The organism is Allomuricauda sp. MMSF_3307 (genome assembly GCF_030733585.1).
Lineage (GTDB): Bacteria > Bacteroidota > Bacteroidia > Flavobacteriales > Flavobacteriaceae > Flagellimonas.
Map to the genome: position 1 here is coordinate 1 of NZ_JASHIQ010000003.1, position 24372 is coordinate 24372.

The following is a 24372-nucleotide window of genomic DNA, read 5'->3' on the forward strand; positions in this document are numbered from 1 at the left end:
GGGGTGTCGTTTATGGTGACGGTAAAGGAGTTCTCGGCGGAGCAGTTGGGCGTTGTCCCTGTCTCTGCGTAGACGTATATGGTCTGGGATGCGGTGATCACGTCCCCTGCGGAGAGGGGGTTGCCGCCCCCGTTGGGGGCATCGAAATAGTCGCCGTCGGTCAGTGCGGGCAGTGTATAGGAATCACATGCGGTGACATCTGCGGGGTCGTCCACCGCGGGTGAAGTATAGACGTATATGGTATGTGTTACGTCTATGAAATTACCGTAAATATCGGTTACGCGATAGGTTCTTACTATGGTTTCTGGATTGGAAAGATTGTCTGTTGTTTCTGATATAAATGTAACGGAAGCAATACCACAATTGTCCGTTTCATCGTCTATGACATCTGGATCCACAGCAGGAGGGGTATCGCAAACTGTGGAGACTTGATCGCTGGCAGTAGGGTCCTCATCATCCAAAAAGGCTATGGTGAAGACTTGAGTGTGCTCAAAGGTGACGTTATCAGAATAGGCATTGTTGGCGCCATCTACGCTAGTGGCGGGGATGGACGTCAAAGTGCCCGTGAGAAAGTCGCCATCACCATCATTATCTATAAGGAGCACTAAAGTGCCGCAGTTGGGATTGGAGAGCATATCTGAACCCGAAAGGTCTACCCTAACACTTACATTGTTTATAGGGTCAACTCCTCCGGGAGACACTGTTTTTTGGATTTGCCATTCCCGTTCTATACGGGCGGAGTATCCTGTGGGCAATTCTACTGCGGTTTGGTTTACGCTTCCCCTATCACTTGCCCATATCAGGTAATTGTGGAGATGTGAATTTAATGACGTAGCTCCCCAAGTGGTATTGTCGATTTCGGTTCTGGATTGGTCTAGGTTATCCGTAGCAAAATTGGTGTTTGTGGACATAGCTACTACGGTTCCTGCATTAACACTTTGGGAAATGCGCTGGTGCTGATCATACCTAAGACTCAGGCCACCAACAGTATCGTCAAACCGGTCCCTGCCCAACCCAGCAATATCATATCTATAATTGGAATCCAATGCTGGATCCCAAATTACCGTACCATCGGATGCAAGATAGGAATACCCCAAGTTACCAACGATGCTTCCCAATTGTCCAGCTCTATTTAAGGTAATGCCATATTTTATAGCCAGATAGGATTCCACCATTTGTCTTTGGGTAGTGCTAAGGGAAAAATCTGCCAGAAGAATTTCTGCAATGTCTCCGGTCAAATTGCGGTTTGAATCGTTGCTGTTAAAGTGTTTTCCTACCCTGTTGAAGAAGAACAGATCATTATCGGCTAGAATATGATTTCTGTCGACACCAATATCGTTCAACCCGTTTACATAGGTATCCAATCTTTCGGAATCCAGACTTGCGCTTCGTGTAAACGTACCGATTGAAGGAAGCCCCATCAGATCAATACTTCCTGGTTGAAAGAATCCACCACCATCACCTTCCCAAGTCCGACCTACTGAAAAAACGTTCCCATCGGCAACACCCAAAGAAAGGTTGGTGGTCCATTGATCCTGATTAAAGCTGGTGTGGTGATTTTCAACATCACCGCCAAATAGGAGTCTCTGTGTTTCTGCTGAGTTTCCAGCACCTTGTGCTCTGAAAACGACAAATACCGTTACGTTTTGTCGTGAATCTGACCTGAAATGCAACGCCTGGCCATCGCCGGAGCCATCAAAATTCACCACAGGATTGAAATTGATGTTACTCAATAAATTTCTTCTTAGGGTAGGTAATCCTGGAATAGAACCCGTTGGAGTCAAATACAAGTCATAGGACCCACTATTTGGAAATGGATAGTCAAATCCTGGTGGTGTTAAAAATGGATTGTTGGGGTAATCAATAGGATTAGGATTTGGAAATAGATTTTGTTCAACACTGTAAACGATATCATACCAAGTCGTAACAGGTGTTCCATCTGCTGGTGGCAACGGATTGGGATCAGCATAGTTAAGAGGACTTGTTGGAGCATTTACTCCTTTCCCAGCTCTAAACCAGGTATCCACTTGTTGTCCAAGGGCAACATGGTTTGATGCCAGTCCCATCAACAGAACAAAAAGTAATACTGTTTTTGTTTTCTCTGGTTTAATTATAGTGGTGATTTGCACCTGAAGTGATTTCAGTGCATAAAAAAATTGGTTAAGTAGAAGTCTTATCATAAGCGTTAAGTTTTATGCTCCTGTTGGGGTAAGGACAGGATATAGATTTGGTATTATAAAGTAAAGCACTATGATTTACATATTTGGGTCCCAATTGATGGATGGTACTTTTGAATTGACGGATGCCCCATCTGGATCAACGGATGAGAAAATCGACCTTTTTTAAATTTGCGGTTTTTGTAGGTTTATTCTTGTAAAAGGAGACCGTCAGGAATTTTCCTGACGGTCTTGACCCACTTATTCAAGAACGTAAGCATTACACCAAACCTGGTTCTTGTTTTGTGAGTTTATCCTATTTGATCAAATTGATTTCCACCCTTCTGTTCTGCTTTCTTCCGCTTGGGGTATCATTGGTTGCAATCGGTTTGTCTTCACCAAATCCAATAGCTGTTAATCTAGTGCTTGATATGCCTTCATTGATTAAGAATTCCAGCACTGCTTTTGCTCTCGCTTCGGACAGTTTCTGGTTGCTTTCGCTGCTTCCCACGCTATCGGTATGGCCTTCAACCGTGAATTTGGCGGTGGGATATTCGTTCAGGATTTGGATAATGTCCACCATAACGGATACAGATTCGGTTTTGATGGTAGCTTTTCCTGTATCGAACAGAATGGTACGAGCGTAGTCGTTCAATTGCTTTTGAATTTCTTGGGTTACTTCTGGACATCCGTTATTGCTTACCGGTCCAGCTACGTTTGGACATTCGTCGTCCACATCCACCAAGGTGTCGCCATCGGTATCAGGGCATCCTTTATTTTCCAAACTTCCTGCTTCGTTAGGACAGCGGTCTTCTTTGTCCATAATACCATCACCATCGGTATCGGGGCATCCATCAAACTCAGCTAAACCTGGTGTTTCAGGACAGTTGTCGTCATGGTCAAGAATCCCATCGTTATCGGTATCTTTCCAAGGACAACCTTGATTCTCTGCTGGCCCTGCTTCATTGGGGCAGCTATCGTCTTTGTCCAAAATACCGTCCTCGTCGGTGTCCTTCCATGGACAACCATTATTCTCTACAGGTCCGGGCTGATCTACACATGAATCGTCTTTATCCAAAACACCGTCTTTATCAGTATCCGGCCAAGGGCAACCTTGGTTGTCCACTGGTCCTGGCACATCTGGGCATGCATCTTCTTGATTAAAGATGCCATCGTTGTCCCTATCCCGTAACTTAGCTTGATAGATGGGTACCTTTACTCCGGCAAAGGCATCGATGGTTCTGGTTTGACCCAGAAATGAGGTGAGCACAGAGCCTGATCCAAGGTAGAAAGGTCCCATTCTTAGACCAGCACCCCATCTAAGACCTATGCCTTGCATGAGACTGATAGGTGAATAAATACTCAACCATGCGGTTTCCAATCTTGGTGTAAGTGATACTTGATTGATGACATGTGCGGTGTTGATTCGATTTCGCTCACGAAGCGAGAGATCTGTATTGAGATTTAGATAGAATTTTGAACCCACATTCCAATCGGCATTGGCATGTAGTGCTGTTGGTAGGGCACTCGGTGCCGATACCCTTGTAGCGCCAATGGTGGCAAAGTTTTCCTGTAATGCTTCATCCAGATCTAGGCCATCGAAATTGTCCACATCTTGGGTAGCGTTCAAATCATAGGTTTCTTCCTCGCCGTTTTCGTTGTTGATACGGCCTATATCAGTAATAGAAAGCCCTAATTTGAGCTTGTATTTATTAACCCCTCTGTTGGGTTTTGGATTGCCATTGGCATCCATTAGGGTGTATTTGGCATGGTCGGGGCGCCATTCGTAAACCAGTCCGAGGTCAGCTCCAAAACCTGATGAGGAACTAAAACTCAAAAGGTCGTCCAATACATCACTGCCTTCCGAAAAATCCCTGCCCTGTGTTAACTGACCTGTGGTGGTTATTTGCCTTGGGGCTGCATTATAATCCAAGCTAATGTCCGAACCGTTGATGTAATTATGGCGTATGCCGGAAAGGTACTTAACGGTAAGACCTCCTTTAAAAAAGTGTTCTTCTTTGTTGGACAGCACACGGGCATAAGTGGCACCTATTTCTGTCCAAAGGTTCAGTTGGCCAGAGATGTTACCCTCGTTCACAAAGAAGTCCTCATTTTCGTTAAAGCCACCCTCCTTATCGATGGTATTTCCGTTGACATCATCAATATTTAAAAAGATACGTCCTCTGGTATAAACGGCTATGGAGTGTTTTTGCGACATGCTCAACATGGTCGCTGGTCCGAGGATGTCCAAATTGGCGGCCAAGAAGTTATTGTTTTTTGGGGTTTTGCTCGCTTCATCGAAGGTATTTTCAAAATCCCGGAATAGATCGCCCAAATTGGCTCCCAAATAATCGTTGCCAAAAAAGGCACTGACCCCGACCAGGTTCACGTCCAACTTTAGACGGGAGTCTGCAATGTTAGCAGGGTTGGAAAGAATTCCATGCACCCCGTTGTAGTTGTCTTCCAAAAATCCCGAGTAGGATTGGGATTGTGCTTTTTGCATTGTTAGTATCAAGAAAAGACCTGCTAATATCTTTCCTGAAAACATCATTTTATTTTTCATCGTTTATGTATTGCTATTGGTTGTTCACCTTTTTAAGGGAACAAAGAGAATACAAATAGCAATACGCAAAGGGTGCCAATTAACGGATGGGGCGTTTGATCTGACGAATGGGGGGGTTGATCTGACGGATGGAAATTTGGGAAGGATTTTTCCTACTATGATGATGTGGATAGGGAACAAACAAAAAAACCATTACAACCAAGGAACCTCTCGATTCCTTGGCGTAACGGAAACCTCAACTAAACTAAACACTTTTATGACTATCAGTCGTCAAAAGTGAATTGCTATATGTGCATGCGTTATATTGACCTTGCTTATCAATATGCACTAACGCTTAAATGCATGACAAACATACAATCGAAAGTTTGAAAAAATTGTGGCCAATTGACGAATGCCCCTTCTGATCTGACGGATGGCCCTTCTGATCTGACGGATGAAAAATAAGCACAAAAAAAACAGCCCGATCGAGCTGTTTTTTGTGATGTAAAGTATGACTTTGTTTTTAAGAAACTTCTTCTACAGATGCGTCAGGAGCATTTTTTTTGACGGAGGCAATACCATTTTCCATGGCAGATTCGCTGGAATACATTTCACTATTTCCGATAACCTGACCGTTGGATGCTTTCAGGTTAAAGTATGGACTTCCGTCCTTTGCCTTGTTTCTTTCAAAATTATCATCGTCCTGCGCATGTTTTTTCACAGAATCGATTCCGTTTTCGCAAGCGGCTTTGGAAGAGTACCCTTGGCTGCTCAAAATTACCTGTCCGTTCCCGGCCTTCAAATTGAACCTGAACTTTCCGGATTTATCGGTTTTAATCTCAAATTTTCCCATACTTATTTGTTTTATGAACTAAATCTAGAGATTTTCTTAAAAAATGACCAATAAATACAATGAAAAATGATGATTGACCAAGCTTTTTCCCTTTTTGATAATGTCAGTTTGTTGTGAACCATTAAAAAAGGCCGTCCAAAAAGCAGCTTATCTGTCAGTTCGAGCGGAGTCGAGAACCTAATGCACATTTATAATTATTGGGTTTCGACTGCGCTCAACCTGACAATGTTCAATATTGCAGCTTTTTAGTGACAGCCTTTTTGTATTGTGATGATTTCGGATTACACCCTAATCTGTCCATCCCCAAATACATAGTATTTGTTGGTGACCAATTGCTTGAGACCCAATGGACCTCTGTGGTGCAATTTATCGGTGCTGATGGCCAGTTCTGCCCCAACGCCCATTTGTCCCCCATCGGTGAATCGGGTGGAGGCATTCTGGTACACAGCGGCACAGTCTATATTCTCCATGAAGGTTCTGGCCACTTCATTGTTCTCTGTCATAATGGAAGCCGAGTGTCCACCGGAATTTTTATTGATTTTAGCAATAGCCTCGTCAATATTGTCCACGGCACCGATAACACACTTCATGGCCAAAAATTCCTCTTGCCAAATAGCTTCATCGGTTATGGTATCTTCGTTGGCCAACGTTTTTTTGACTTCATCATCAACGATAATGGAAACATTGTTGGCAGTTAAGACCTTCTGTAGTTCTTTCAACTTATCTTCATACCCATCGATTTGGGTATCCATCAAAATTTTGTCCAGTGCATTACAGGCAGAAATCTTGTGGGTCTTTGCGTTCAAGATTACTTTCAAACTTTTTTCCCAATCCGCTTCTTTGTGTACATAAAGGAAATTGTTCCCCCTTCCGCTAATAAGTACGGCGCACTTGGCGTGTTCTTTTACAAAAGCGATCAAGCGTTCACCGCCACGGGGTACGATAAGGTCCAGATCTTGGTCTGGATTTCGTAAAAAATCCTGAGTTTGGGTCCTGTCCATTTCCAAGAACTGGATAAAATCCTTGGACAAGCCATTCTCGGTGAGGGCTTGGTGCCAAAACTTGACCAAAGCCTTGTTGCTATGGTAGGCTTCCTTACCTCCTTTGAGCAAAATCTTATTGTTTGCCTTAAAGGCTAGTACGGCCGCTTCCACGGTCACATCGGGACGGGACTCATAAATGATCATGATGGTACCAAAGGGTGCCGTTCTGTTGATGATTTTAAGCCCGTTGTCCAATTCCCTCGTGGAAATTTCCTTATTCACGGGGTCATCTTGTAGGCGCACCTCTTTCACCGCCTGTATCATTTGGTCTACCTTCTTTTGGTCCACTACCAAGCGATCGTACAAGGCTTGGTCGTCCCGATTAAAGGCGTCGAGGTCTTTTTTGTTGGCTTGGAGCAGCTCGTCCCGATTTTCATCGAGAATGCGCTCCATGTCCTGTAATACTTTATTTTTTAAATCTGTTTTTAATAATTTCATTACTGTTATTTTGAAACTTCTGTTCCTACGTTCTTTCCTTCGATTACATCCAAGATTACGTTTTCGCGTTTCCCATTAACGATGTATGAAGGTATATTGGCTGCTGCCGCTTTTTGGGCATAGTTCAATTTTGAACCCATACCGCCACGGCCTTCACCTTCTTGCTTGTTTCCTTCTTCTATGTATTTGTCCAAGTCTTCCTTGGGTTCGACTTTGTCGATTACCTTGGAATCTTCCTTTTCCGGATGTCCGTCGTAAAGCCCATCAATATCCGTCATAAGAATCAGTTTGTCGGCTTTCATCAACTGGGCCAACAAGGTGGCCAGCTCATCATTATCCGAGAACATGGACATGGATACGGATACGGCATCGTCTTCATTGGCTATGGGAATTACTCCTTCGGAAAGGAGGCCTTCCAAACAATTGATCATGTTATCCCGATGCACCCCAGGGTTAAAATCCCTCTTGGTGGGGAGTACTTGGGCACACTTCATACCATAATCGTTGAAAATGTTGTAATAGTGCCGCATCATTCTGGGTTGACCAATGGCAGAATATACCTGTCGTCGTTGGGTCTTATCCTTGATTTTGGCTTTTCCCAGCACCTCTTTACCGGCGATTACCGATCCAGAGGAGACCAAAATGGTCATGATGTCTCTCTCGTATAGCTCGGCAATCTGCTGTACCAAACTGTTGAGCACTGGTCTTACGATTCTATTGTCTTTATTGGTCATCACATTGGTACCTACTTTGATGACCACTAGTTCTTTATACATGGTTTAGTATTCTTCGCCAAGTTCCACAGCTCTACCGAATGCTGCGAAGGCGGCTTCTTTGATTAATTCGTTTACATTGTTGTCCTCCATGGAATCCAAGGCGGCCCTAGTGGTTCCTCCTTTGGAGGCGACCATCTCCATCCAGGTGTCGGGGTTTAGGTTGTTCTGGTTGAACAATTCCACCGCACCGGTAAAGGTTTGGCTCACCAAAACCTTGGAAACATTTTCCGAGAATCCCATTTGTAGGGCGGCCTCCATCATGCTCTGCATAAAATAGAATACGTAGGCCGGACCGCTACCGGAAATACCCGTAGAGGCATCAATGAACTTTTCGTTTTTTACCCGAAGCGATTTTCCCGTGGTGTCCAATAATCCTTCTACCATAAAAAGCTCCAAACGGGAAACTTCTTCTGCGGACACGTAGCTGGTGAGACCCTTGCCTACCTGAGCGGGCAAATTGGGCATCGCACGGACTACTTTTTTGATTCCCAAGGCTTCTTGGATATAGTTAATGGTGACCCCTGCCATGATTGAAATGAACAATTGCTCGGGATTCACCAGTTTCTTCATGCGTTGGAAGAGTTCTTCGGCATGATAGGGTTTAACGGCCAAAAAAATGATGTCGGCCTGTGGTACACAGTCCTCAATCTTATCAATGGCATCGAAATAGGCAATTTTACCTACTTCTTCGAGTCTTTCCTTTGACTTGTCCAATACCATAATGTTGCGTTTCTTCAACAGTTTGGATTTAGACATACCTGTGGCATAGGTAAGCCCCATGTTACCTGCGCCAATAACCAATACTTTCATTGTTTTTATTAAAGGGTTATATAATAAATTAAAATGGTGTTATGCGAGTACATTGCAATCCTTACAATCCTTAATCTTTCCATAATAAGTGGAACGATAGCGGTGCAAAGTGCGGACGGGAAGCCCCATAATATACCTTCTTATGTACGTGACACGGGTGGTAAGCTCCCCCATTTTAACGCTGTAGCGCTTTTCATATCTGGTTTCCCTTTTAATTCTTGAAAGTCTCATTTTGTTGTTGTTGATACTTTTTGTTTTTGATGTTATTGGTCTTCCTGTTCGTTCAGGAATTGTTCCTTGTATTGTGCCTTTTTCAATGTTTTTCGGCGTTCTACTGATTTTTTTGTGTATTCTTGGCGGTCACGAATTTGGTCCAAACGCTTGGTGTTACGGTATTTCCGCTTATAGCGTTTGAGCGCTCGTTCGATACTTTCGCCTGGTTTTACTTCAATTTTTAACATATACTGGTTTATCTGTTCAATCTCATTTCTAAATGGGTTGCTTTGAACCCCTTTTCTTCAAAAAACTCTTTATTGGGATACTGGTTTTCACCGGTAATGTGAACGGCAACATCCCCTTTGCAATATTGGAGCGTATAGTCCAATAGTTTTTTTTCGATATCGTTGTTGCGATGGTCTCTGTGAATCACAAAGAACACCAAGAAATTTTCTGGGATATAATCGCCCATCCCTGTTTTGTTCACAACGGCCAAGCCCAAAATGTCATCTTTCTCTTCCATGGCAAAAACATACCCTCCCAATCCGGGAATGTCTTTGGTGGAATACTGGATAGCCTTTCTAATGGCTTTTTTGGCGGCTTTTTTTCCTTCTTGATGATCAAAAAGAAAATTGGCAAACCGGTCAGCTTCCATGGTAGAAAGTCTAGTATAGGCATCGTAGGTTTTGATTACCATGCTTTTGTTTTGAACGATGATGGATTAAGTTTTAGTTAATGGTTAAAATAGGGCCAACAGGAATTCCGGAAATATTGCTTTGCGAACTTCCTTGGTTACGGAGCTACTTCCCAAATGGGAAGGTAATTATAGGGTAGGCGGAATGAATTTATCTGGCTGGTTTCGAAATACCAGATATTGAAAACTTAGAATCCTGCAATTTTTTCTCTCGTGGAGCTTGACGTTCATCGGGACAAAGGTAAGCAATGCTGCCCTTAAATCCCAATAATACTGGGCTTTATGTTTTTTCTAACGTTCGTCATGCACCGTTTTACGCCTATGCAAACGTTTTAGTTGCCATTTACTTTTGTTTCACCCCTTTAATTTGAAAGATGAACAAAATGGATTCACTTGTACACAAAACCTTCCACGAAGGTATTATTCAATCTTTCCTACCTTATATCTTATAGATTTACAAAACCCTTTGTTTCAGATTCGGATGTCTCCTTTACAGAACCACTTTTTCCAATCTTGAAGAAAGAAACTAATTTGGCGTTTTCGTGGTCCCAATAATAGGCGTTGTCCATATTCACACTGATCAGGGCCAAATCTTCATCATCCTTTCCCTTGAACCAATTTAGTAAATGGGAATTCCATAATTCTTCTCTCTTTTGCTTAGCGATAATATGTGTTGCATTGCCGAAAATGGAAATGTACTGGTCATCATCTTCATCTGCATACAAGAGTTGAACTCGGTTATCCTGCTCAATGTCTTTGAATAGACCGCTTTTCTTGGAAACAAAAAACAAAAGGTCACCCTTTTCATCCATCTGCTGTATGGTCATTGGGCAAACGGAAAAAGGTGTTTTATCCAAGTCACTGGCCATCATTACCGTTTTTTGTTCGTTAATCATGGTCCTGATTTTTCTCAGGCCTTCTGGGTTGTTCATATAATTCTTCTTATCCATTTTTTCGTATGTGTTGATTTCTATTTTCATTTCAGTTCAAGGAAATGCTGCTACAAAACCAATTTTGCGACAGCCAAATCCTTTTTTGTTTTCATTAGATGTAATATAAGGTGTTGGCTCGGTTTGGCTTAGCTCAATAGCGAGGAAGGTTAACGGTATCCATTAATTTTTGAAGGGAAAGGGAATAACGACTAAATAATAGGGAAAGAAAAAGCTAAGTGGTGGGGCAAAAACCAAAAAAGCCCCGATTTCTCGGAGCTTTTTGCGGTCTGGACGGGACTCGAACCCGCGACCCCCTGCGTGACAGGCAGGTATTCTAACCAACTGAACTACCAGACCAATGATTTTATCTTTGTGGGACTCCTGCAACAGCGGGATTCAAATCTTGTTCAATGCTTTTTTAAAGCGAGTGCAAATATACATTCTCATTTCGGATATGGCAAAACATTTTTTCAAAAAAAGCATTAGCCAAATTTTTGCCGCTCTATCATAAAGGAATTCAACACTTGTGAGAAGTCCGATCGAACATCCACCCCCACATATTTTATTTGATATTGCGCGCATTTCATCTGGAGCTCCTTTTGGTATTCGGACACTTTTTCAGAGTAGGCCTTTTTAATGGAATCGGCATATACATCGATGTGGGCACCCGTTTCCACATCCACAAACCGTTTGGGGGCATTGTCAAAATCAAAGCGAAGTTCGTGTTCGTGGTCCAATAAGTGAAAAAGGACCACCGAATGCTTGTTGTATTTTAAATGGCGCAAGGCCTCAAAGAGTTTTTCTTCTTCCGTTTCTGTCTGGAACATGTCCGTGAACAGAAATAGTAGACTTCGTCGGTGTATCTTTTCCGCTATCTGATGGAGAAAGGTATAGGTTTTGGTGGTCTGGCTTTGTTTTTTATGGGCAACCACCTCATTCAATTTGGAATACAGCATTTGAAAGTGCCGTTCACTGTTCTTTTCCGAGGCATGGAACTCATAGCTATCCGAATAAATACTTAGACCCACCGCATCACGCTGTTTTTTTAATACCTGCATCAACGCAGCAATGGATAGCACACCAAAACCGATTTTGTTGAGATTGTCCAGCGCATAATCCTTTACCTTGGGGTAATACATCGATGTGGAGTTGTCCAGAATCATGTGGCAGCGCAGATTGGTCTCATCCTCAAAACGTTTGGTGTACAAGCGGTCCGTTCGGGCGAACAGTTTCCAATCAATGTGTTTGGTGCTCTGTCCAGGATTGTAAATCTTATGCTCCGCAAACTCGGCAGAAAAGCCATGGAAAGGACTTTTGTGGATACCACTGATAAAGCCCTCCACAATCTGATGAGCTAACAGCTCCAAATTTTGGAAAAGATATGCTTTGCTAAGTTCCGACCGTACGTCCATAGTTTATTTCAACAGCAATTGGTTTGATTTCGATTTAGTATCAACGGTTGTCAGGTCGAGCGGAGTCGAGACCTCGCTCATTACTAAAATACAATAAGCCTCTCGACTGCGCTTGAAATGTCATTTGTTAACATCAAACGTAATAACCAATTCGTATGGTTTATGAAGATAAGATAAAATAAAAAAGGCTTGGCAAATGCCAAACCTTTTTTAAAATCTATTATCAGACAATTATTACAGGGCTGCATCGATTGCATCCGTGTAAACTTTTTTGGGAGATACGCCCACTTGACGGTTCACTACCTCACCATCCTTAAATACCAATACGGTAGGGATGTTACGAACACCGTATTTGGCCGCAAACTGTTGGTTTGCATCAACATCTACCTTACCTACAACAGCTTTGCCCTCGTATTCCTGTCCAACTTCTTCAATGATCGGACCTACCATTCTACAAGGCCCGCACCATGCTGCCCAAAAGTCAACTAGGACAGGCTTGTCACTTTTTAAAACTACTTCGTCAAAAGTTGCATCTGTTATTTCTAGTGCCATCTTATTTGTTTTAATATTATGCAAAGTTAGTCAAATAATGCCCACTTAACTTACATTGTGCACATTCGTTTTAATTATTGCGCTATTGGCATTCATTATAGGTCAGTTCAGCTTGTAATGGATTTCATGGGCCTCCAGTTCGGAAAGCAACTCACTATTGATCTTCACTTTCTGTTTTCGGCTCGACAATTTAAGTTTGATTTCCTCTTGCATTTCATAAATTACAAAACTTATCGGATGGTCTCCCTTGTGCATTCTCAGGGTGTCTTTTAAGGTTTGAATACGTTGCTCTTGCAAACGGTCTATGTTCAGTTTGATGGTCAGTTTCTTGGCAAAGGCATCCATAACGTCCTGAAGCTGTTTAAAATCGTTGAATTGAAGCCGAGGCTCACCCTTTTTGCCTGTTTCCCGGTTGACCCAACCTTCGCGAACAAAGGCCCTCACATGCACAAAGGAATTGATCATTAAAAAATGACGGAACTTTAAGTATTCTTCGCCAAAAATGCGCAATTCGTAGGAATCATTATAATCTTCCAAGGTGAAGAGTCCCCAACCTTTACCGTTTTTGGAGACCCGGTGCTGCACGTCGGTGATCACCCCGGCAACCGTAAGTTCACGGTTCACATGCTCCTCCAAACGCGAAAAATCGGATACCGTATTGTTGCAAAAGGCCTTGATTTCCTTTTTGAAATCATCCAAGGGGTGGCCAGAAATATAGATGCCGACCACTTCCTTTTCACGGCGTAATTTTTCCATAGTGCCCCATTCCTCACATGGTGGCACAATGGGTTCGGGAATCTGCACCTCGCTGGCCTCTCCAAAAAGACTTACTTGCGATGAATTTTGATTCTCTTGGAACTTGGAACCGTACTTCACGGCCTTCTCCAAAAAGGAAATGCCATCACCATCATCATGGAAGTATTGCGCCCGGTGTGTATCTCCGAAGGAATCGAACCCTCCGGCAAGGGCAAGGTTCTCAAACGCTTTTTTATTGGCGGCACGTAAGTCCACCCGCTTTGCCAAATCAAATATAGATCTGTAAGGACCGTCCTTTTTACGGTTTTCCACAATGGTCTCGACGGCCGAACGCCCCACACCTTTGATGGCGCCCATACCAAATCGCACCGCATTATCCTTGTTTACGGCGAATTTATAGTAGGATTCGTTCACGTCCGGACCCAAAACTTCAAGCCCCATACGTTTACATTCCTCCATGAAAAAGGTGACCTGCTTAATGTCGTTCATGTTGTTGGACAGCACTGCGGCCATGTATTCGGCAGGGTAGTGGGCCTTTAAATAGGCCGTTTGGTACGCGATATAGGCGTAGCAGGTAGAGTGACTCTTGTTGAAAGCATAGGAGGCAAAGGCTTCCCAGTCCTTCCAGATTTTTTCGAGCACATCACGTGGGTGGCCATTTTTTTCGCCGCCATCCAAGAACTGTGGCTTTAGTTTTTCCAGCAGGGCAAAAATCTTTTTACCCATGGCCTTGCGCAAAACATCGGCATCACCTTTGGAAAAACCTGCCAATTTTTGTGAAAGCAACATCACCTGCTCTTGGTAAACGGTAATCCCGTAGGTTTCCTTGAGGTACTCCTCCATTTCGGGAAGGTCGTAGGTGATTTCTTCCTCTCCGTGCTTCCGGGCAATAAAGCTGGGAATGTATTCCATGGGCCCTGGACGATACAGGGCATTCATGGCAATGAGATCATCAAAAACCGTAGGCTTTAGGTTTTTCATGTGCTTTTGCATTCCTGGGGATTCGTATTGGAATATCCCTACCGTATCACCACGTTGGAACAGTTCGTATGTTTTTTCATCATCCAACGGAAAATCATCGGGTACCAAATCAATTCCCGTACGTGCCTTCACAATCTTAACCGTGTCCTTGATGAGCGTCAAGGTTTTTAGGCCCAAGAAATCCATTTTCAACAGTCCCGCGCTTTCTACTACGGAGTTGTCGAATTGGGTAACGTACAGATCGGAATCCTTGGCTACGGATACGGGCACAAAATTGGTAATATCATCCGGGGTGATGATTACCCCACAGGCGTGGATTCCTGTATTTCGCAACGAACCTTCGAGCACACGAGCCATTTTTACGGTCTGTCCCTCCAAATCGTCGGTTTCTGCAATGTTGAGTAGCTCGTGGACTTTTTCCAGTTCTTCAGACCGGAATTTCTTCTTTAAATCTGCTTCGTCCACCCCAAAAATTTTATTGAGTTTGGACATGTTGGGAATCAACTTCGCAATACGGTCGGCATCACCTAAAGGCAGGTCCAAAACACGTGCAGTATCGCGAATGGACGATTTGGCCGCCATGGTGCCGTACGTAATGATCTGCGCCACTTGGTTGGCTCCGTATTTGTTGATTACATAATCCATCACCCGGCTACGGCCCTCATCATCAAAATCAATATCGATATCGGGCATGGATACCCTGTCCGGATTCAGGAAACGCTCAAAAAGGAGGTCGTACTTCATCGGGTCGATATTGGTAATCGTCAGACAGTACGCTACTACCGAACCCGCTGCGGAACCCCTTCCCGGTCCCACGGAGACGTCCATGTTTCTTGCTTCGCGGATAAAGTCCTCTACAATCAAAAAATACCCGGGGTATCCCGAATTTTTGATAATTTCCAATTCAAAGTCTATCCGTTCCCTGATTTCGTCGGTGAGTTCCCCGTACCGCTTTTCGGCACCTTTGTAGGTAATGTGGCGCAGATAGGCATTCTCGCCTCGATTGCCCCCGTCAATGTCGTCTTGAGGATCTTTAAATTCCTCCGGAATGCTGAATTTGGGTAGCAAGATATCGCTCGCTAGGTCATAGGGCTCCACTTTGTCCACAATTTCCTTGATGTTGAGAATGGCTTCTGGTAGGTCCTTGAAGAGTTCCTTCATCTCATCGGATGACTTAAAATAGTACTCTTGGTTGGGTAGCCCGTAACGGTAACCTCTTCCACGGCCGATGGGAGTGGATTGCTTTTCACCGTCCTTTACACAGAGTAGAATATCGTGGGCCTCGGCGTCTTTTTTGTCACAATAATAGGTGTTGTTGGTAGCCACCAGCTTAATGTTGTGGTCTTTGGCCATGCGCACCAGCACTTGGTTCACCCGGTCTTCGTCCTCTTGCCCGTGGCGCATGATTTCGATGTAAAAATCATCCCCAAATTGCTCTTTCCACCACAAAAGGGCTTCTTCGGCCTGTTTTTCCCCAACATTGAGAATTTTGTTGGGTACTTCGCCATACAGGTTTCCGGTAAGTGCAATTACATCTTCCTTGTATTGTTCTATGACCTTTTTGTCGATTCTAGGTACATAATAAAAACCATTGGTATAGGCTATGGAGGACATTTTGGCCAAATTGTGATACCCTTTTTTGTTTTTGGCCAACAACACAATCTGATGCCCGTAGTCCTTTACATTTTTATTGGTGTGGTCCTCACAAACGTAGAATTCGCAACCCACAATGGGCGTAATCTCTTTTTCGGTGGGCCGCTCGCCATTGGCAATAAGTTCTTCGTTTTTTGCTTTTACTGCCTTGTTGTGTGCCATCACTTCTTTCACAAAGTGAAAGGCCCCCATCATATTGGCGTGGTCGGTAAGGGCAACGGCGGGCATGCCATGATTGGCCGTGGCCTTGACCAAATCTTTGATGTTGATGGTGGATTGGAGCACCGAGAATTGGGAATGGTTGTGCAGATGAACAAAGGGTTCGTCTTCCAATGTTTCCACATTTTCTTGGATTTCTTCGTCGGAAACGCCACCCGTATCTTCTGCCCAAAGGGCATCTGCAATTTCTTTTGATGCGGCCTTTAGGTTGATGTGCTTTAACCCGATGAGTTCGATTTCCTGTGGATTGGCCTCCGAGAACCGCTCAAAATAATCTGGCTGAACATCGAGCTCTTGTTGGGAGTACTGTTTTTTTCGGACCAATTCCAAAAAGCAGCGGGTCGTCGCTTCCACGTCGGCCGTTGCATTATGCGCTTCGGCAAAAGGTTCCCCGAACAAAAACTCATGGAGTTCGGTAAGGGTCGGCAATTTGAATTTACCGCCACGTCCTCCGGGAATCTTACAAAGTTCCGCTGTATGTTCGGTACAGGTGTCCAAAACAGGAAGGGAAGTTAGTGGACTTTCCAATCCTTCGCGATGGAATTCACAACCCATTATATTAATGTCGAACCCCACATTTTGGCCCACTACGAACTTGGTCTGCTGGAGCGCGTGATTGAAAGCTTCCAAAACCTCGCGTAAAGGAGTGCCCTTTTCTTCCGCCAAAGCGGTGGAAATACCATGTATCTGTTCCGATTCGTAGGGAATGTTGAACCCTTCCGGCTTCACCAAGAAGTCTTGGTGCTCAATTAAATTACCGAGTTCATCGTGCAACTGCCATGCTATTTGTACGCATCTTGGCCAGTTGTCGGTATCGGTAATGGGGGCATCCCAGCGTTTGGGCAAACCTGTTGTCTCCGTATCAAAAATCAAATACATAAGCTATCGGTCTCGGGTCAAAAAAAGAGTAGCTAAAATTACGGAAGAAGATAGATTTGGTAAAAAAGAGTTGTGAGGAGTTATTAACTAAAAAAAGCCGGGATATTTCCCGACTTTTTCTTCTGTTGGTATCTATTGACTTTTGGAATTACGATACTGCTGTTTCAAATATGTTTGCCGTCTCCAAGGTCTCCCTGATGGCGTTTCTATGACGCATCAGTAAGCTTTCGGTGGATGGTGGCAACACAAAGTCTTTATCGTGGAGGATATCGTTATAAGTGGCAATAGCCTCTTTCTCCCCGCGGTGCACTTCTTCCAGCATAGCTTCTTCATTGTTTTGCGTAAACAGCGATTTAAAATCTATCCAAGATCGGTGCAAAGTTCCTTTTGCGCTTCCACCTTTTTCAGGAGCTTGCCCAAAGGAGCGTATTTCCGTTTTCAGCTCTTGGCCAAAATTATAACGCTGCTTGGCGCTATCCATGAAAAATTGTTTAATGGTTGTATTGTCTACCTTTTCGGCTGCTTGTTTAAATCCTTTTTCAGCATCATAGGTTCTTTCCAAAAGTTCGTTCAATTTGTTCGACATTTCTACAGTGTACTTCATAATCTATCTTCATTTTATCGGTTATCGGTCACCGGCTCTCGATGACTTCCATATATAAACTACAGATTATCAGTGTAATAACAAATATTAGACCGGGTTTATCAAAGGTTTAACGTGTTGGTGCCCAGTTGTTAAAGTCATTTAACTTTTTTTGTTTGAAACGCTGGGCTATAAACAAATAAGTGTATATTTGCACCCGCTTAAATGATAAGCCGTAAAAAAAGAATTAATAACCAGGGTCGGGCACCCTACAAATTAATGTGATATGCCAGTTAAAATTAGACTTCAGAGACACGGTAAAAAAGGTAAACCATTCTATTGGGTAGTTGCTGCAGATGTAAGAGCCAAAAGAGATGGTAAGTACTTGGAAAAATTGGGAACTTACAATCCAAACACCAATCCAGCTACCATTAACCTAGACATCGACGGAACCGTAAAATGGTTGCAAAATGGTGCGCAGCCAACCGATACGGCCAGAGCCATTCTTTCTTACAAAGGTGTATTGTTGAAGCACCACTTGTTGGGCGGTGTTCGTAAAGGAGCATTGACCGAAGATCAGGCTGAAGAAAAATTCAATGCTTGGGTAACTGAGAAAGAAAATGCCATCCAAGCCAAGAAAGATGGTTTGAGCAAAGCCGAAGCTGAGGCTAAGGCCAAAGCGTTGGAAGCTGAAAAAGAGGCAAACGAGAAGCGAATCGCTGCCGCACAACCTGAAGAGGAAGTAGCAGAGGAAGCTGCCGAAGAAACTACGGAAGCTGCTGCAGAGGAAACTGCTGCTGAAGCACCTGCCGAAGAAGCACCTGCTGCCGAGGAAGAGGCTGCTAAAGAAGAATAGAAAGGTAGGACGATGCGCAAGGAAGATTGCTTCTACCTGGGCAAAGTCGTTTCAAAATATAGTTTTAAGGGCGAGGTATTGGTCAAATTGGATACCGACGAGCCCGAAATCTACGAGAATATGGAATCAGTGCTTGTTTCGTTGGGAAACAACCTGATTCCATTTTTTATTGATAGATGTCGATTGCACAAATCCAACCTGTTGCGTATCGATTTCGAAGAGGTGAAGGACGAGCCTTCTGCAGACAAGTTGATCGGGTCTGAACTATACCTTCCCTTGACGATGTTGCCCAAACTTAGTGGCAATAAGTTTTACTACCACGAGGTCATTGGCTTTACGTTGATGGATGAGGTTCATGGAGATATCGGGGTTATTGCTTCCGTAAACGACAATGCTTCCCAGGACCTATTTGAAGTTAAAAAGGGGGATAAGGAACTTTTTATTCCCATCACCGATGAGATCATCACTAAAGTAGATCGGGAAAATAAAACTATCCATGTAAGGACACCCGAAGGTTTGGTGGATTTGTATCTGAGCTAGTAAAAAGAAAGGAGGCAACTTGGCCTCCCCTCTTACAATCGAAAGCAATGAAAATCTAAATTATCCAGTTGACTCAGGTTTTATGGCCCAAGTGCCAATGCCTTTGTTTGAACCATAATGATTCTTGCTTGGCATACCAGAAAATTTTATAGTAGCTTAGAAATGGAATACGAATCCAATCAACCCTTGAAAAGCACTTTCCGCTTTTAAATCGTCCAAAGTAGCGTTGTAGCGTAGTGTAGGCTCGATACTTACATTGTTGGCAACAAACCAAGCGTATCCGCCCTGAACACCTACCCAGCTGGCACCATCGCCATCAATGCTGGTACCTGTAAAATCGATTCCAACAGGAATTTGACCGATGATGTAGTACTTGGCACCAACTTTATAGTTGAAAGAGTCAAGAAGGCCATCCCCGCCGGAATACCCTAAACCTGCTTTTATGGCTAAATTATCGGACACGAAATATCCACCTTCCATACCAACAGAGTAAGCGGTAAATCCGTCAGACGAGACTAAGGAGAAGGAGGTGTTTCCAGTAGTCCATGAACCAGTATTGGCCTCAATAATCCAGCTTCCCTTGGATAAAGCGCTGGAGCCATTATCATCTTGGGCAAACGCTGACAATCCTACGACAGCAAATATTACAAAAACGATTTTTTTCATAATCATAAGTTTTAAAAATTGGTAATGATTTTATTTGGGGTAATCCCCTTGTTAATAGCTCGGCAAATAACCGTAATCGTTTGGAAAAATTTTCAAAGAATTGACGGATGCCCCTTCTGATCTGACGAATACCCCTTCTGATCTGACGGATGCGATTTTTGGTCAAATCGATCAACGTATATTTGGACACATGAAACCGTTCCAATTCAAACAATTTTCCATTCACCAAGATCGATGCGCCATGAAGGTGGGTACCGACGGTGTTTTGTTGGGAGCATGGGCCTCTTTGGACCATCAGCCCGCAACTATTTTGGATATAGGTGCCGGAACGGGACTTATTGCCATGCAATTGGCCCAGCGTTCATTGGCCGAGACCATAGATGCCGTAGAGTTGGATGATGATGCCTACGAGCAATGCGTTGCCAACTTTGAAGCTTCACCCTGGGCAGACAGACTGTTCTGTTACCATGCCGGATTTGATGAATTTGTGGATGAAATGGACGAGCCTTACGATTTGATCGTTTCCAATCCACCCTTTTATTCGGAAGATGTTGCCAGTGGGGATATGTCTCGGGATAAAGCCCGCCAGAACAATTCGTTGCCGTTCGAGGAATTGGTGCAGGGCTCTGCCCAGCTGTTGACGGAAAAAGGGGTTTTCGCTGTCATCATTCCTTTTAAGGAAGAACAGCGATTTTCAGCATTGGCCCAAAAGGTTGGTTTGTTCCCAATTCGAATCACAAGAGTGAAGGGAAATCCAGAGACCGATTTTAAAAGAAGTTTGATGGAATTTAGCTTTAAAAATTCCGAACCTCAGATAGATTCCCTGATCATTGAAACCGACAGACACCAATATACCGAAGCATACACCAAATTGACCCAAGCATTTTATTTGAAAATGTAACAATGAGCCAATGAAATGTTATATTTACTAAAAATTGAACTTAGATGAAGCCCGACTTATTTGAAGCTCCAGATTACTACAACTTAGATGATTTACTTTCCGAGGAACATAAACTGGTCCGCGATTCTGCCCGCCAATGGGTAAAGCGCGATATATCCCCCATTATTGAGGACTATGCCCAAAGGGCGGAATTTCCCAAACAGATTATTGGTGGATTGGCCGAAATCGGGGCTTTTGGTCCCTATATCCCCGAAGAATATGGTGGAGCAGGTCTGGATCAAATCAGCTATGGATTGATTATGCAGGAGATAGAACGTGGCGATAGTGGGGTTCGTTCCACAGCTTCCGTGCAATCCTCATTGGTCATGTACCCCATATTTGCGTATGGTACCGAAGAACAACGAAAAAAATATTTGCCCAAGTTGGCAACAGGGGAATGGATGGGCTGTTTTGGCCTCACCGAACCCAACCATGGTTCCAATCCCGGGGGAATGGAAACCAAGTTTAAGGACGCTGGCGACCACTATGTGCTCAACGGTGCCAAACTTTGGATTTCCAATTCACCATTCGCCGATGTGGCCGTAGTTTGGGCCAAAAATGAGGAAGGTCGGATTCATGGATTAATTGTGGAACGGGGAATGGAAGGTTTTTCAACACCGGAGACACATAACAAATGGTCGCTTCGTGCTTCTGCCACAGGCGAACTTATTTTTGACAACGTAAAAGTGCCCAAAGAAAATCTCTTGCCAGGTAAAAATGGTCTGGGAGCGCCGCTGGGCTGCTTGGACTCTGCCCGCTACGGCATTGCTTGGGGAGCGATTGGTGCCGCTATGGATTGCTATGATACGGCTTTGCGCTATGCCAAGGAACGCGAACAGTTCGGGAAACCGATTGCGGCGTATCAGCTTCAGCAAAAAAAATTGGCCGAAATGATTACCGAAATCACCAAAGCGCAATTATTGGCATTTCGTTTGGGACAGCTTAAAAACGAAGGCGGGGCAACCACGGCACAAATTTCCATGGCCAAGCGGAACAATGTGGAAATGGCCATCAAAATTGCCCGTGAGGCAAGACAGGTGTTGGGTGGAATGGGCATCACTGGGGAGTACAGCATCATGCGCCACATGATGAACTTGGAAAGTGTGATTACTTACGAAGGTACGCACGATATCCATTTGTTGATCACCGGTGCAGATATTACGGGGATTCAAGCCTTCAAATAAGGAAGCAAATCAAGAAATTTTTTCTACCGTTACCCTTATGGACTTGCTGATCGGTGTCTGACTTTTGTCCGCAAAATGGTTATGCGGCACCAACATATTGGTCTCAGGGAAATAGGCGGCCATGTTCCCTTTGGGAATGTTATAGGTCACTACCAAGAATTTCTCGGCGGTGCGCTGGATACCATCATAATGGCTATGCAGATTTACCAAATCCAATTGTGTCAATCCCTTTTCGGCCATATCTTCCTCATTCATAAAAATCACCCGGCGTTCGTTGTGGATGCCACGGTATCGGTCGTTCAACCCATAAATCGTGGTATTGAATTGGTCATGGGAACGAATGGTCATCAATAATAACTCATTCGCTTGCAATTCGTGATTTGGCAAGGGGGTAATGGACAATTGTGCCATGCCATTGGGAAGCATCCTAAAGTCCCGGTTACGGACATTGTTGGGCAAATAGTAGCCGAAACCCTTAGATCGTTCGCTGGTGTTATCAAATCCTTTTACGGTTTTATCAATCAATTTTCGGATAAGGTTGTAATCCTGACCTAATTCATACCAGTTAATGGAGTGATTGCCCCTAAAATAGGTGTGTGCTAAGAGCGCAATAATCTCTGGCTCACTTTTGATATGCTCCGAAGCAGGTTTTAACAGGCCCTTGCTCTGCCTTACTTTGCCCGTACTGCTTTCCATGGTCAAAAATTGGAGCTCACCGTTTTTCTCATCTTTTTCAGAACGACCAAATGTGGGCAATACCAATGCAGTTTTGCCCGTAATTAAATGACTTCGATTCAGTTTGGTGCTGATCTGTACGGTCAACTCACAATTTTGAATAGCCTCAGCCGTGTATTTGGTATCCGAAGCCGCCATCACAAAATTACCGCCCAAACAAATAAAGACCTTTGCCTTTTTTTCGTGCATTGCCTCAATGGCCTCCACGGTATCATACCCTTTTTCGGTGGGAGGATCAAAGTTGAGGTGTTCTTGGATTTTTTTGTTCAATCTCTTGTTCACGTAGTGCATGATGCCTACGGAGCGATCTCCCTGCACATTGCTGTGCCCTCTCACGGGACAAGTTCCTGCAAAGGGTTTGCCTACGGCTCCTTTGAGCAGTAAAATGTTCACGTATTCCTTGATGCAGTCCACCGCATTCTTGTGCTGGGTAATTCCCATGGCCCAACAGATGACGATTTTGGAGTTTTCGGCCAACAGCTCCACTACCTTGTCAATTTTGTGCATGTAAACCCCACTCCTGCGTTGAAGGGTCTCCACATCGTAGCGGTTCAAATCGTTCAACAGCTCATCATACCCATCCACGTATTCCACGATAAATTCATGGTCAAGAACATTGTGGTTTTTGGCATCCAACGCCACCAGTTTTTTTAGGATCAGTTTGGCCAATGCCACATCCTCATTGATTTTGACAGGTAAGTGAATGTCGGCAATAGGTTGTCCGTTGCCCAACATGTCGGAAACGCTTTGTGGATTTTTAAAGTTGACCAATCCTGTTTCGGCCAAGGGGTTGATGCTGATGACCTTGCCGCCATTCTTTTTGCATTTTTCCAAGGCGGATAGCATTCTCGGGTGATTGGTCCCAGGATTTTGCCCTACAACCAAAATCACCTCTGCACCATAGAGGTCATCCAACTTTACCGAGCCCTTGCCAATGCCCAAGGTCTCAGAAAGTGCCACGCCAGATGATTCATGGCACATATTGGAGCAATCGGGCATGTTATTGGTGCCAAAAGCGCGGGCAAACATGCCATAGAGGTAGGCAGCCTCATTGCTAGACCTACCGGAGGTGTAAAAAATCGCCTGGTTTGGGTCCTTTAGTCGATGGAGTCGCTCCGAAATCAATTCAAAGGCATCTTGCCAAGAAATGGCCTCGTAATGGACACTATTTGGTCTTAAGACCATCGGTTCAACGATGCGTCCTAATTTGTTGAGTTCAAAATCGCTGAGTCGGGAAAGTTCCTCTACGGAATGTTCCGCAAAAAAGTCGGCGCCGATATGGTCTCGGGTGGCTTCATCGGCCAGAGCTTTTGCCCCATTTTCACAATATTCCGCAATTTTTGAGGGATTTTCGGGAACGGGCCAGGCACAGCTTGGGCAGCGAAAACCGTCCTCCTGGTTCATTTCCAACAAACTGCGCATGGAACGCACTATCCCCATTTCCTTAAATCCGTGGCGCAGGGCTTCTTTTACGCCCAGAAGTCCGGCTGAGGTCTCCATGGGTTCCTTGAGGCGGAGCCCAGTAAATTTAATGTCCCCGGTAAGGGAAATGTTGCGTTTTGTTTCGTTCTCCATTATGGTCAGTGTTGCAATTTTGGATTGGGATAATTGTCCGACTGGTCTTCTGCCCGATTCTCAAGGCAAGTAAAGTCTTTTTCCAATAGCAGATGTAATTTTTTCCCTTTCGGAAGCTCCATTTCGTGTTCAAAACCTACGGCATTGTTGTGGAACCAATTTTTTCCATCAGTTTCCGGAACCATCAACAGTATGGTGTGATTAGTATAGGATGCCTGTAGTTGATTTGCTTCTGGCATCAGCTTGACCTGATACCGGAAAACGTTTTCTCCCAATTCAGTGGTTTCCCCGATGGAACCTGTTTCGGATAGTTGTTTTACCTCACTTTGGGTCAATCTAAATCGTATGGAATTCCCTTTGATCCTAATTTTCATGTGCACA

The 24372-nt window shown here is 44.1% G+C and carries 20 protein-coding genes, 1 tRNA gene and 1 pseudogene; 4 read left to right on the plus strand and 18 right to left on the minus strand.

What is annotated here, in order from left to right; genetic code table 11:
• The 15 genes and pseudogenes from RBB12_RS08380 to RBB12_RS08450 form a co-directional block, all read right to left on the minus strand.
• Positions 1 to 2180, minus strand: a pseudogene (locus RBB12_RS08380) (hypothetical protein); the annotation flags it as partial.
• Positions 2181 to 2472: 292 nt separating this feature from the next.
• Positions 2473 to 4659, minus strand: a complete 2187-nt coding sequence (locus RBB12_RS08385; protein ID WP_306013808.1) for a DUF5723 family protein — start codon at positions 4657 to 4659, stop codon at positions 2473 to 2475.
• Between the two features lie 562 nt (positions 4660 to 5221).
• A complete protein-coding gene (locus RBB12_RS08390) occupies positions 5222 to 5551 on the minus strand; it encodes a YegP family protein (protein WP_179383551.1) in 330 nt (109 codons plus the stop codon).
• A gap of 281 nt (positions 5552 to 5832) precedes the next feature.
• Positions 5833 to 7032: a glutamate-5-semialdehyde dehydrogenase gene (locus RBB12_RS08395; RefSeq protein WP_306013806.1), complete on the minus strand. Its 1200-nt coding sequence runs from the start codon at positions 7030 to 7032 to the stop codon at positions 5833 to 5835.
• 5 nt (positions 7033 to 7037) lie between these two features.
• On the minus strand, positions 7038 to 7808 hold the full coding sequence (gene proB / locus RBB12_RS08400) for a glutamate 5-kinase (RefSeq protein WP_306013805.1): 771 nt from the start codon (positions 7806 to 7808) through the stop codon (positions 7038 to 7040).
• Positions 7809 to 7811: 3 nt separating this feature from the next.
• A complete protein-coding gene (gene proC / locus RBB12_RS08405) occupies positions 7812 to 8618 on the minus strand; it encodes a pyrroline-5-carboxylate reductase (protein ID WP_179383554.1) in 807 nt (268 codons plus the stop codon).
• Positions 8619 to 8657: 39 nt separating this feature from the next.
• A complete protein-coding gene (locus RBB12_RS08410) occupies positions 8658 to 8849 on the minus strand; it encodes a hypothetical protein (protein WP_179383555.1) in 192 nt (63 codons plus the stop codon).
• Between the two features lie 32 nt (positions 8850 to 8881).
• The gene (rpsU, locus tag RBB12_RS08415; RefSeq protein WP_127140807.1) at positions 8882 to 9079 is read right to left on the minus strand and encodes a 30S ribosomal protein S21; all 198 of its coding nucleotides are present in this window, start codon (positions 9077 to 9079) and stop codon (positions 8882 to 8884) included.
• A gap of 8 nt (positions 9080 to 9087) precedes the next feature.
• Complete coding sequence (locus RBB12_RS08420; RefSeq protein WP_306013804.1) at positions 9088 to 9531, minus strand: GNAT family N-acetyltransferase; 444 nt, start codon at positions 9529 to 9531, stop codon at positions 9088 to 9090.
• Between the two features lie 443 nt (positions 9532 to 9974).
• Positions 9975 to 10478 (minus strand): pyridoxamine 5'-phosphate oxidase family protein, encoded by a 504-nt coding sequence (locus tag RBB12_RS08425; RefSeq protein ID WP_306013803.1) that lies wholly within the window; start codon positions 10476 to 10478, stop codon positions 9975 to 9977.
• Between the two features lie 265 nt (positions 10479 to 10743).
• Positions 10744 to 10817, minus strand: a tRNA-Asp gene (locus RBB12_RS08430).
• A gap of 125 nt (positions 10818 to 10942) precedes the next feature.
• Positions 10943 to 11872 carry a DUF58 domain-containing protein gene (locus tag RBB12_RS08435; protein ID WP_306013802.1) on the minus strand — a complete coding sequence of 310 codons (930 nt, stop codon included), beginning with the start codon at positions 11870 to 11872 and terminating at the stop codon, positions 10943 to 10945.
• Positions 11873 to 12106: 234 nt separating this feature from the next.
• Positions 12107 to 12424 carry a thioredoxin gene (gene trxA / locus RBB12_RS08440; protein WP_127142161.1) on the minus strand — a complete coding sequence of 106 codons (318 nt, stop codon included), beginning with the start codon at positions 12422 to 12424 and terminating at the stop codon, positions 12107 to 12109.
• Positions 12425 to 12526: 102 nt separating this feature from the next.
• Positions 12527 to 16912: a DNA polymerase III subunit alpha gene (gene dnaE, locus RBB12_RS08445; RefSeq protein ID WP_306013801.1), complete on the minus strand. Its 4386-nt coding sequence runs from the start codon at positions 16910 to 16912 to the stop codon at positions 12527 to 12529.
• A gap of 148 nt (positions 16913 to 17060) precedes the next feature.
• Positions 17061 to 17516, minus strand: coding sequence for a ferritin-like domain-containing protein (locus tag RBB12_RS08450; RefSeq protein WP_293288564.1), 456 nt, complete (start codon positions 17514 to 17516; stop codon positions 17061 to 17063).
• A 265-nt stretch (positions 17517 to 17781) separates the two neighbouring features.
• Between RBB12_RS08450 and RBB12_RS08455 the strand changes: the two genes are divergently transcribed.
• The gene (locus RBB12_RS08455) at positions 17782 to 18351 is read left to right on the plus strand and encodes a 30S ribosomal protein S16 (protein WP_306013800.1); all 570 of its coding nucleotides are present in this window, start codon (positions 17782 to 17784) and stop codon (positions 18349 to 18351) included.
• 12 nt (positions 18352 to 18363) lie between these two features.
• Positions 18364 to 18891: a ribosome maturation factor RimM gene (rimM, locus tag RBB12_RS08460; protein ID WP_306013799.1), complete on the plus strand. Its 528-nt coding sequence runs from the start codon at positions 18364 to 18366 to the stop codon at positions 18889 to 18891.
• Positions 18892 to 19047: 156 nt separating this feature from the next.
• Here rimM and RBB12_RS08465 read toward each other — a convergent pair whose 3' ends face one another.
• Positions 19048 to 19557 (minus strand): hypothetical protein, encoded by a 510-nt coding sequence (locus tag RBB12_RS08465; protein WP_306013798.1) that lies wholly within the window; start codon positions 19555 to 19557, stop codon positions 19048 to 19050.
• A gap of 190 nt (positions 19558 to 19747) precedes the next feature.
• On the opposite strand from RBB12_RS08465, the gene RBB12_RS08470 reads away from it, so the two are divergent.
• Both RBB12_RS08470 and RBB12_RS08475 read left to right on the plus strand, forming a co-directional pair.
• A complete protein-coding gene (locus tag RBB12_RS08470) occupies positions 19748 to 20458 on the plus strand; it encodes a tRNA1(Val) (adenine(37)-N6)-methyltransferase (RefSeq protein ID WP_306013797.1) in 711 nt (236 codons plus the stop codon).
• 44 nt (positions 20459 to 20502) lie between these two features.
• Positions 20503 to 21681 carry an acyl-CoA dehydrogenase family protein gene (locus RBB12_RS08475; RefSeq protein WP_306013796.1) on the plus strand — a complete coding sequence of 393 codons (1179 nt, stop codon included), beginning with the start codon at positions 20503 to 20505 and terminating at the stop codon, positions 21679 to 21681.
• 9 nt (positions 21682 to 21690) lie between these two features.
• On the opposite strand, the gene RBB12_RS08480 is transcribed toward RBB12_RS08475, so the two are convergent.
• Positions 21691 to 23991, minus strand: a complete 2301-nt coding sequence (locus RBB12_RS08480; RefSeq protein WP_306013795.1) for an FdhF/YdeP family oxidoreductase — start codon at positions 23989 to 23991, stop codon at positions 21691 to 21693.
• 5 nt (positions 23992 to 23996) lie between these two features.
• Positions 23997 to 24365 (minus strand): DUF7009 family protein, encoded by a 369-nt coding sequence (locus tag RBB12_RS08485; protein WP_306013794.1) that lies wholly within the window; start codon positions 24363 to 24365, stop codon positions 23997 to 23999.
• Positions 24366 to 24372: the final 7 nt, after the last annotated feature.

Coding starts and splice junctions, on each gene's coding strand:
- RBB12_RS08450 (WP_293288564.1), bottom strand. CDS start 17,516: ATGAAGTACACTGTAGAAATGTCGAACAAATTGAACGAACTTTTGGAA.
- RBB12_RS08425 (WP_306013803.1), bottom strand. CDS start 10,478: ATGGATAAGAAGAATTATATGAACAACCCAGAAGGCCTGAGAAAAATC.
- RBB12_RS08435 (WP_306013802.1), bottom strand. CDS start 11,872: ATGGACGTACGGTCGGAACTTAGCAAAGCATATCTTTTCCAAAATTTG.
- dnaE (WP_306013801.1), bottom strand. CDS start 16,912: ATGTATTTGATTTTTGATACGGAGACAACAGGTTTGCCCAAACGCTGG.
- rimM (WP_306013799.1), top strand. CDS start 18,364: ATGCGCAAGGAAGATTGCTTCTACCTGGGCAAAGTCGTTTCAAAATAT.
- RBB12_RS08455 (WP_306013800.1), top strand. CDS start 17,782: ATGCCAGTTAAAATTAGACTTCAGAGACACGGTAAAAAAGGTAAACCA.
- RBB12_RS08470 (WP_306013797.1), top strand. CDS start 19,748: ATGAAACCGTTCCAATTCAAACAATTTTCCATTCACCAAGATCGATGC.
- RBB12_RS08475 (WP_306013796.1), top strand. CDS start 20,503: ATGAAGCCCGACTTATTTGAAGCTCCAGATTACTACAACTTAGATGAT.
- RBB12_RS08410 (WP_179383555.1), bottom strand. CDS start 8,849: ATGAGACTTTCAAGAATTAAAAGGGAAACCAGATATGAAAAGCGCTAC.
- rpsU (WP_127140807.1), bottom strand. CDS start 9,079: ATGTTAAAAATTGAAGTAAAACCAGGCGAAAGTATCGAACGAGCGCTC.
- RBB12_RS08465 (WP_306013798.1), bottom strand. CDS start 19,557: ATGAAAAAAATCGTTTTTGTAATATTTGCTGTCGTAGGATTGTCAGCG.
- RBB12_RS08390 (WP_179383551.1), bottom strand. CDS start 5,551: ATGGGAAAATTTGAGATTAAAACCGATAAATCCGGAAAGTTCAGGTTC.
- RBB12_RS08395 (WP_306013806.1), bottom strand. CDS start 7,032: ATGAAATTATTAAAAACAGATTTAAAAAATAAAGTATTACAGGACATG.
- RBB12_RS08485 (WP_306013794.1), bottom strand. CDS start 24,365: ATGAAAATTAGGATCAAAGGGAATTCCATACGATTTAGATTGACCCAA.
- RBB12_RS08480 (WP_306013795.1), bottom strand. CDS start 23,991: ATGGAGAACGAAACAAAACGCAACATTTCCCTTACCGGGGACATTAAA.
- trxA (WP_127142161.1), bottom strand. CDS start 12,424: ATGGCACTAGAAATAACAGATGCAACTTTTGACGAAGTAGTTTTAAAA.
- proC (WP_179383554.1), bottom strand. CDS start 8,618: ATGAAAGTATTGGTTATTGGCGCAGGTAACATGGGGCTTACCTATGCC.
- RBB12_RS08420 (WP_306013804.1), bottom strand. CDS start 9,531: ATGGTAATCAAAACCTACGATGCCTATACTAGACTTTCTACCATGGAA.
- RBB12_RS08385 (WP_306013808.1), bottom strand. CDS start 4,659: ATGCAAAAAGCACAATCCCAATCCTACTCGGGATTTTTGGAAGACAAC.
- proB (WP_306013805.1), bottom strand. CDS start 7,808: ATGTATAAAGAACTAGTGGTCATCAAAGTAGGTACCAATGTGATGACC.